We start from the raw sequence: 4,743 nt of genomic DNA, 5'->3' as shown, positions 1-4,743 counted from the left end.
CCCGAGGGACTGCTCGCGGTCGGCGGCGCGGAAGACGTCGGCATAGGTGACGCGCAGGGTCACGAGCCTGCGGCCGGTCAGGACGGGACGGGCCTCGTGCAGGGCGGTGCGGACGGCGGCGACCACCGCCCGCGCCTCCTCGGGTCCGCCGAACCGCGAGACGGCGGTCAGGGTCAGGGCGTGTTCGAGCCCCTCGCCTTCGCCAAAGGGCCGGCTTTCGATGCGGGTGACGGCCAGGCACGGCGTGGTCGGCAGGCGCGGCGCCACGGGATAGAGCCGCTGGCCCACCAGGGCGGTGACGGCGGGACTGGCCTTGAGCAGCGCGACCAGCGCCTCGGCCAGCAGGGTGTCGGGGTTCACAGGCGCGCCTTTCGGTAAGGGGCCAGCCACGGCTCGACCAGGGCGAACGGCGGCTCGCCCCCGTCGCGGTGCTCATAGGCGTGGGCGACCAGGGTCAGGACCGCCAGCCGCAGCGGGGCCGGGCTGGCGGGGGTGAGGGAAAGCCCTGTCGCCGCCGCGACCCGCGCCTCGGCGGCGTCGATCAGCAGGCTGACAAGGGCGTCGTCCGAAGCGTCAGCCACGCGCAGAAACGCGCGCGCCTCGCTCAGGGTGAGGGCGTTGGGCATGGGGGTTTTCCGGAATGGGGGAGACTTGCCCCCACCTGACCGCTACGCGGTCGTCCGCCCCCATAGGGGGCGGATGAACTTATCTTCCCCCTATGGGGGAGGAGCGCGCAGCGCGGAGGGGGCAAGTGGTCAAAGGCTAGCTGACCGCGAACTTCAGCAGCTTCACCGCGTCAAAGTTCTGCACCCCGCCGCCGACCCGCTTGGTGGTGTAGAACAGCACGTGCGGCTTGGCGGAATAGGGGTCGCGCAGCACCCGCACCCCGGCGCGGTCGACGATCAGATAACCTTTTTCGAAGTCGCCGAAGGCGATGGCCAGGGCATTGGCCGCCACGTCGGGCATGGCCTCGATCTCGGTGACCGGGAAGCCCAGCAGGCTGGCCGACTGGCCCGGCTGCAGGGCCGCGTTCCAGATGTAGTTGCCTTGCGCGTCCTTGAACTTGCGCACCGCGCTGACCGTGCGGCGGTTGAGCACAAAGCGGCCGTTCTGGCGGTACTGGCTTTTCGTCGCATAGATCAGGTCGATCAGCTTGTCGGTCGGATTGCTCGCCGCAAAGCCGCCCGCCACGCCGGTGGCCACATAGCCGAGCTGCCCCCAGCTGTACGAAGCGTCGGCCGCAGCGGTGTAGGCCAGCAAGCCCTTGGGCTTGTTGACCCCGTCACCGGAGACGAAGGCGCTGGTCTCCTGGGCCGCGAAGGCGTCCTGCACCTCCTCGGCCAGCCATTCGTCGATGCTGACATAGGCGTCGTCGAGCAGGGCCTGGGTGGCGGCGGGGCTGGCATAGAGCTCGCCGGCCGGGAAATCGATCACGTCCAGGGTCGGGGCCGTGGTCTCGGGCCGGGCGGCGGTCTCGGCCACCCAGGCGGCGGCCAGGCCCGTGGGCGAGACCGGCTTGCGGAAGGTGCCGGCGCTGATCGTGCGGACCTGGCAGATCTCGCGCATCGGGCTGGTGGCCGCCAGGCGACGCAGGATGGCCCGCTCCAGCTCGGGCGGCGCCACATAGCCGCCGGCCGTGGCCACGCCCTCCGACAGGCCCTTGGCCTCCAGCAGCAGGGCCGGGGTCTCGCCGGTCTTCACATAGCGCTCGAAGGCGGCCTTGCGTTCGTCGACCCGCGCCAGCGGCACGTCGCCGCTCAGCGAAGGTCTCCGGGCCTCGGCCAGCAGCCGGTCCAGCCGGTCCTGGGCCTGGGTGACGGCCGCGTCGATGCGGCCGACCTTCTCCTCCAGCAGCACATCGGCCCGCTTGGTCTCCAGCGCCGCCAGCCTCTGGTCATTGGCGGCCTTGAAGCCCTCGAAGGCGGCCAGCACCTCATGCAGCAGGGCGCGGGCCTCGGGCGAGGCCGCGTGTTTGGTCTCTTTCATGGGGGTCTCCGGTTTTTGGAAAGTCCTCCCCCCGAAGGGGGAGGTGTCGCCCCGCCAGGGCGACGGAGGGGGAAGTCGGCCGGCAGTGGGACACTTCCCCCTCCGGCCCTTCGGGCCACCTCCCCCTCTGGGGGGAGGATCTCTGTTGCGCCGCCTCACCTGATCGGGCGAAGCTGGGCCCATGACCGATCACGCCACGCCGAACCTGCCCTCGCGCGACTTCGAGACCACCGCCCGCTTCTATGCGGCCCTGGGGTTCGAGGCCTCGTGGCGCGACGCCGGCTGGATGATCCTGGAGCGCGGGTCGCTGACGCTGGAATTCTTTCCCTATCCGGACCTCGACCCGGCCCAGAGTTCGTTCAGCTGCTGCCTGCGGCTGGACGACCTCGACGGCTTCTATGCGGTCTGCAAGGCCACCGGCCTGCCCGAAACCACGCTCGGCTGGCCCCGCCTGCACCCGCCCCGCGACATGGGTCCGATCATCATGGCGGCCCTGATCGACCCGGACGGGACGCTGGTGCGGCTGATCGCGAACTGAGGTAGCGCTCGACCGGGGCCTGATTGACAGGCCCGGCGAATGGCCGGCTCCTGCACGGGCCGTTCAGGCCGCGCCGGAGTTCTCGACCATGTTTCGCCCCCTGATCCGCCGGACCTGTCTGGCCCTGGCCGCGCTGGCGAGCTTCGCCACCCCGCTGCAGGCCCAGACCGCAGACCCGGCCCCGACCGTCTACAAGGTCTGGTTCCTGGGCGGGCAGTCCAACATGGAAGGCTTCGGCTTCACCGCCGAGCTCCCCGCCGCCCTGCGCGGCCCGGTGCCCGGAGTGATGATCTTCAACGGCCAGGCCCTGCCGGACGGCCAGGCCGGCGGGGGCCTGGGCCTCTGGGCCCCGCTGTCGCCGGGCTTCGGCACCGGCTTCAGCACCGACGGACAGCGCAACAGCCTGTCCGAACGCTTCGGCCCCGAGTTGACCTTCGGCCGACGCCTGGCCGAGCGCGGGGCCGGGCCGGTGGCCCTGGTCAAGTTCGCCCGCGGCGGCTCCAGCCTGATGGGCGGCGTCTCCGGCTACGGCACCTGGAACCCGTCCTCGGCCCAGGGCAATGGCCGCAACCAGTATGACAGCGCCCTGACCACGATCCGCGCCGCGCTCGAGACCCGCGACATCGACGGCGACGGCCGCCCCGACCGCCTGGAACCGGCCGGGATCATCTGGATGCAGGGCGAGGCCGACGCCTATGATCGGGCCGACGCGGCGGCCGCCTACCCGGCCAATCTCGAGCGCCTGATGGGCCTGCTGCGTGCCGCCCTGCGAGTGGACGACCTGCCGGTGGTGATCGGCCGGATCGCCGATTCCGGGGCCGGCCCGAACGGCCTGCTGATGGCCTACAGCCCGCAGGTCCAGAAGGCCCAGGCCGACTGGGTCGCCGCCGACCGCTGCGCCGCCCTGGTCTCGGTGACGAAGGACTTCCAGTTCCTGCCCGACCACTGGCACTATCTGTCGGCCAACTATGTGACCCTCGGCACCGCCTTCGCCGACGCCGCCCTCGACCTCCAGACCCGCTGCGCGCCTTAGGGGGCGCTCTGCGGCCTCGACGGGGCGCGCTGCGGGTTCTACAACTTCAGCGGTGGAGTTCGGGGAGCGTTCCGCGATGCGGGTGGTGGTATCGGTACTCCTGATGCTGGTCCTGACCGGGTGCGCCGGGCGGAGTATCCGGCCCCTGGCCGAGAGCGCGGATCACCTCGAGGTGTGCGACGGCCGTGAGGGTGAACCGATGGCGTGCCGCTGCACACCTCGGGACGGTGTTCTGGAAAACTGTCCGCCATTGGTGATTAAGCGAACGGCCTCGCTGACTGCCAGACCGCAAAGTGAGCCGCAACCATCTCCACCGCAGCCCATACCGCCGCCGACGCGTGACGCCACGGCTGAGGAGTGCGCTGTCTCTCTCGCGACAGTGGCGTACTTTCACCACGATCCGCGTCAGGTATTCGTTGAAGCCTATCGAGATATGGGCGGACCGAGCTTTGATCGCCAGGTTGTCAGTCTGGCGCACTGTAATGGTGTTTCTGGGCCAATATCGGAACCGACAGCCCAGATATCGGTTGGCCCGATCAAGTCTTCCGAAGGCCAAACAGGCGTGAGATTCTCATACCGTTGCTACGCAAATTACGTGACCCTGAGCCTGGTCGAAAATCACTGGAAGGTCACGGAAGAGTCCGAGATACACGATCCCTGTGGGATTTAGTTTGAACCGCTGGAGACCCGCAGCCTAGCCCCCGGCAACATCGGAAAAGTAACCACCGACACCTCCCAGAGGTCCACCCGCGTCAGCACCCGCAGGGGGCCGTCCTGGCGGGCCTTGAGCTGGCGAAAGCCGATCGAGAGGCCGTCCAGCGCCCCGGCCTCGACCAGGGCGGCGACGAGGCGGCCGCGCGGCGCGGTGCGCAGGATTCGCCCCCGGACGAACAGGCCGCGCGCGTCCTCGACGATCTCGTCCCAGACCCCGATGGGCTCGGCGTCATCGTGCTGGTGCAGCAGCTTGACCCCCGCCGCGCCGGTCTCGGCGAGACTGGCCGCGAAGGCTCCGGCGGCGGTGACGTCGTCATTGAGGTCGCGGGTCCAGAACAGCGAGGCATGGCCTTCGATGGGCAGGGCGTCGATCATGGGGCACTCCTCCCTTCCCCCTTGATGGGGGAAGGGCCGGGGATGGGGGTGATACGGCGGTTGATCGAGGGGCGCGGCGCAGCGGCCGGTGCCGCAG

Annotated in this window: 6 protein-coding genes and 1 pseudogene; 3 read left to right on the top strand and 4 right to left on the bottom strand. The window is 70.0% G+C overall.

Going from position 1 to position 4,743, the window contains the following annotated elements:
• A partial coding sequence (locus DBR10_RS01010) for a DUF3168 domain-containing protein (protein ID WP_233243148.1) occupies nt 1-360 on the bottom strand: 360 nt, incomplete at its 3' end.
• A complete protein-coding gene (locus tag DBR10_RS01005; RefSeq protein ID WP_108556086.1) occupies nt 357-626 on the bottom strand; it encodes a head-tail connector protein in 270 nt (89 codons plus the stop codon). The genes DBR10_RS01005 and DBR10_RS01010, both read right to left, overlap by 4 nt.
• Before the next feature lie 52 nt (nt 627-678).
• On the opposite strand from DBR10_RS01005, the pseudogene DBR10_RS20415 reads away from it, so the two are divergent.
• Nucleotides 679-766, top strand: a pseudogene (locus DBR10_RS20415) (hypothetical protein); the annotation flags it as partial.
• On the opposite strand, the gene DBR10_RS01000 reads toward DBR10_RS20415, so the two are convergent.
• Complete coding sequence (locus DBR10_RS01000) at nt 763-1,986, bottom strand: phage major capsid protein (RefSeq protein WP_108504296.1); 1,224 nt, start codon at nt 1,984-1,986, stop codon at nt 763-765. The pseudogene DBR10_RS20415 and the gene DBR10_RS01000 overlap by 4 nt on opposite strands.
• Before the next feature lie 181 nt (nt 1,987-2,167).
• Here DBR10_RS01000 and DBR10_RS00995 point away from each other — a divergent pair, with 181 nt between their 5' ends.
• A complete protein-coding gene (locus tag DBR10_RS00995; protein ID WP_108504295.1) occupies nt 2,168-2,524 on the top strand; it encodes a bleomycin resistance protein in 357 nt (118 codons plus the stop codon).
• A gap of 88 nt (nt 2,525-2,612) precedes the next feature.
• On the top strand, nt 2,613-3,557 hold the full coding sequence (locus DBR10_RS00990) for a sialate O-acetylesterase (protein ID WP_108504294.1): 945 nt from the start codon (nt 2,613-2,615) through the stop codon (nt 3,555-3,557).
• Nucleotides 3,558-4,223: 666 nt separating this feature from the next.
• Here the strand turns inward: DBR10_RS00990 and DBR10_RS00985 are convergent.
• Nucleotides 4,224-4,646, bottom strand: coding sequence for an HK97 family phage prohead protease (locus DBR10_RS00985; protein ID WP_108556085.1), 423 nt, complete (start codon nt 4,644-4,646; stop codon nt 4,224-4,226).
• Nucleotides 4,647-4,743 lie beyond the last annotated feature (97 nt).

It is taken from the genome of Caulobacter sp. HMWF025, assembly GCF_003060965.1.
Taxonomy (GTDB): domain Bacteria; phylum Pseudomonadota; class Alphaproteobacteria; order Caulobacterales; family Caulobacteraceae; genus Caulobacter.
The sequence above is the reverse complement of the archived record's forward strand: the minus strand, read 5'-3'. Positions and strand labels throughout refer to the sequence as shown.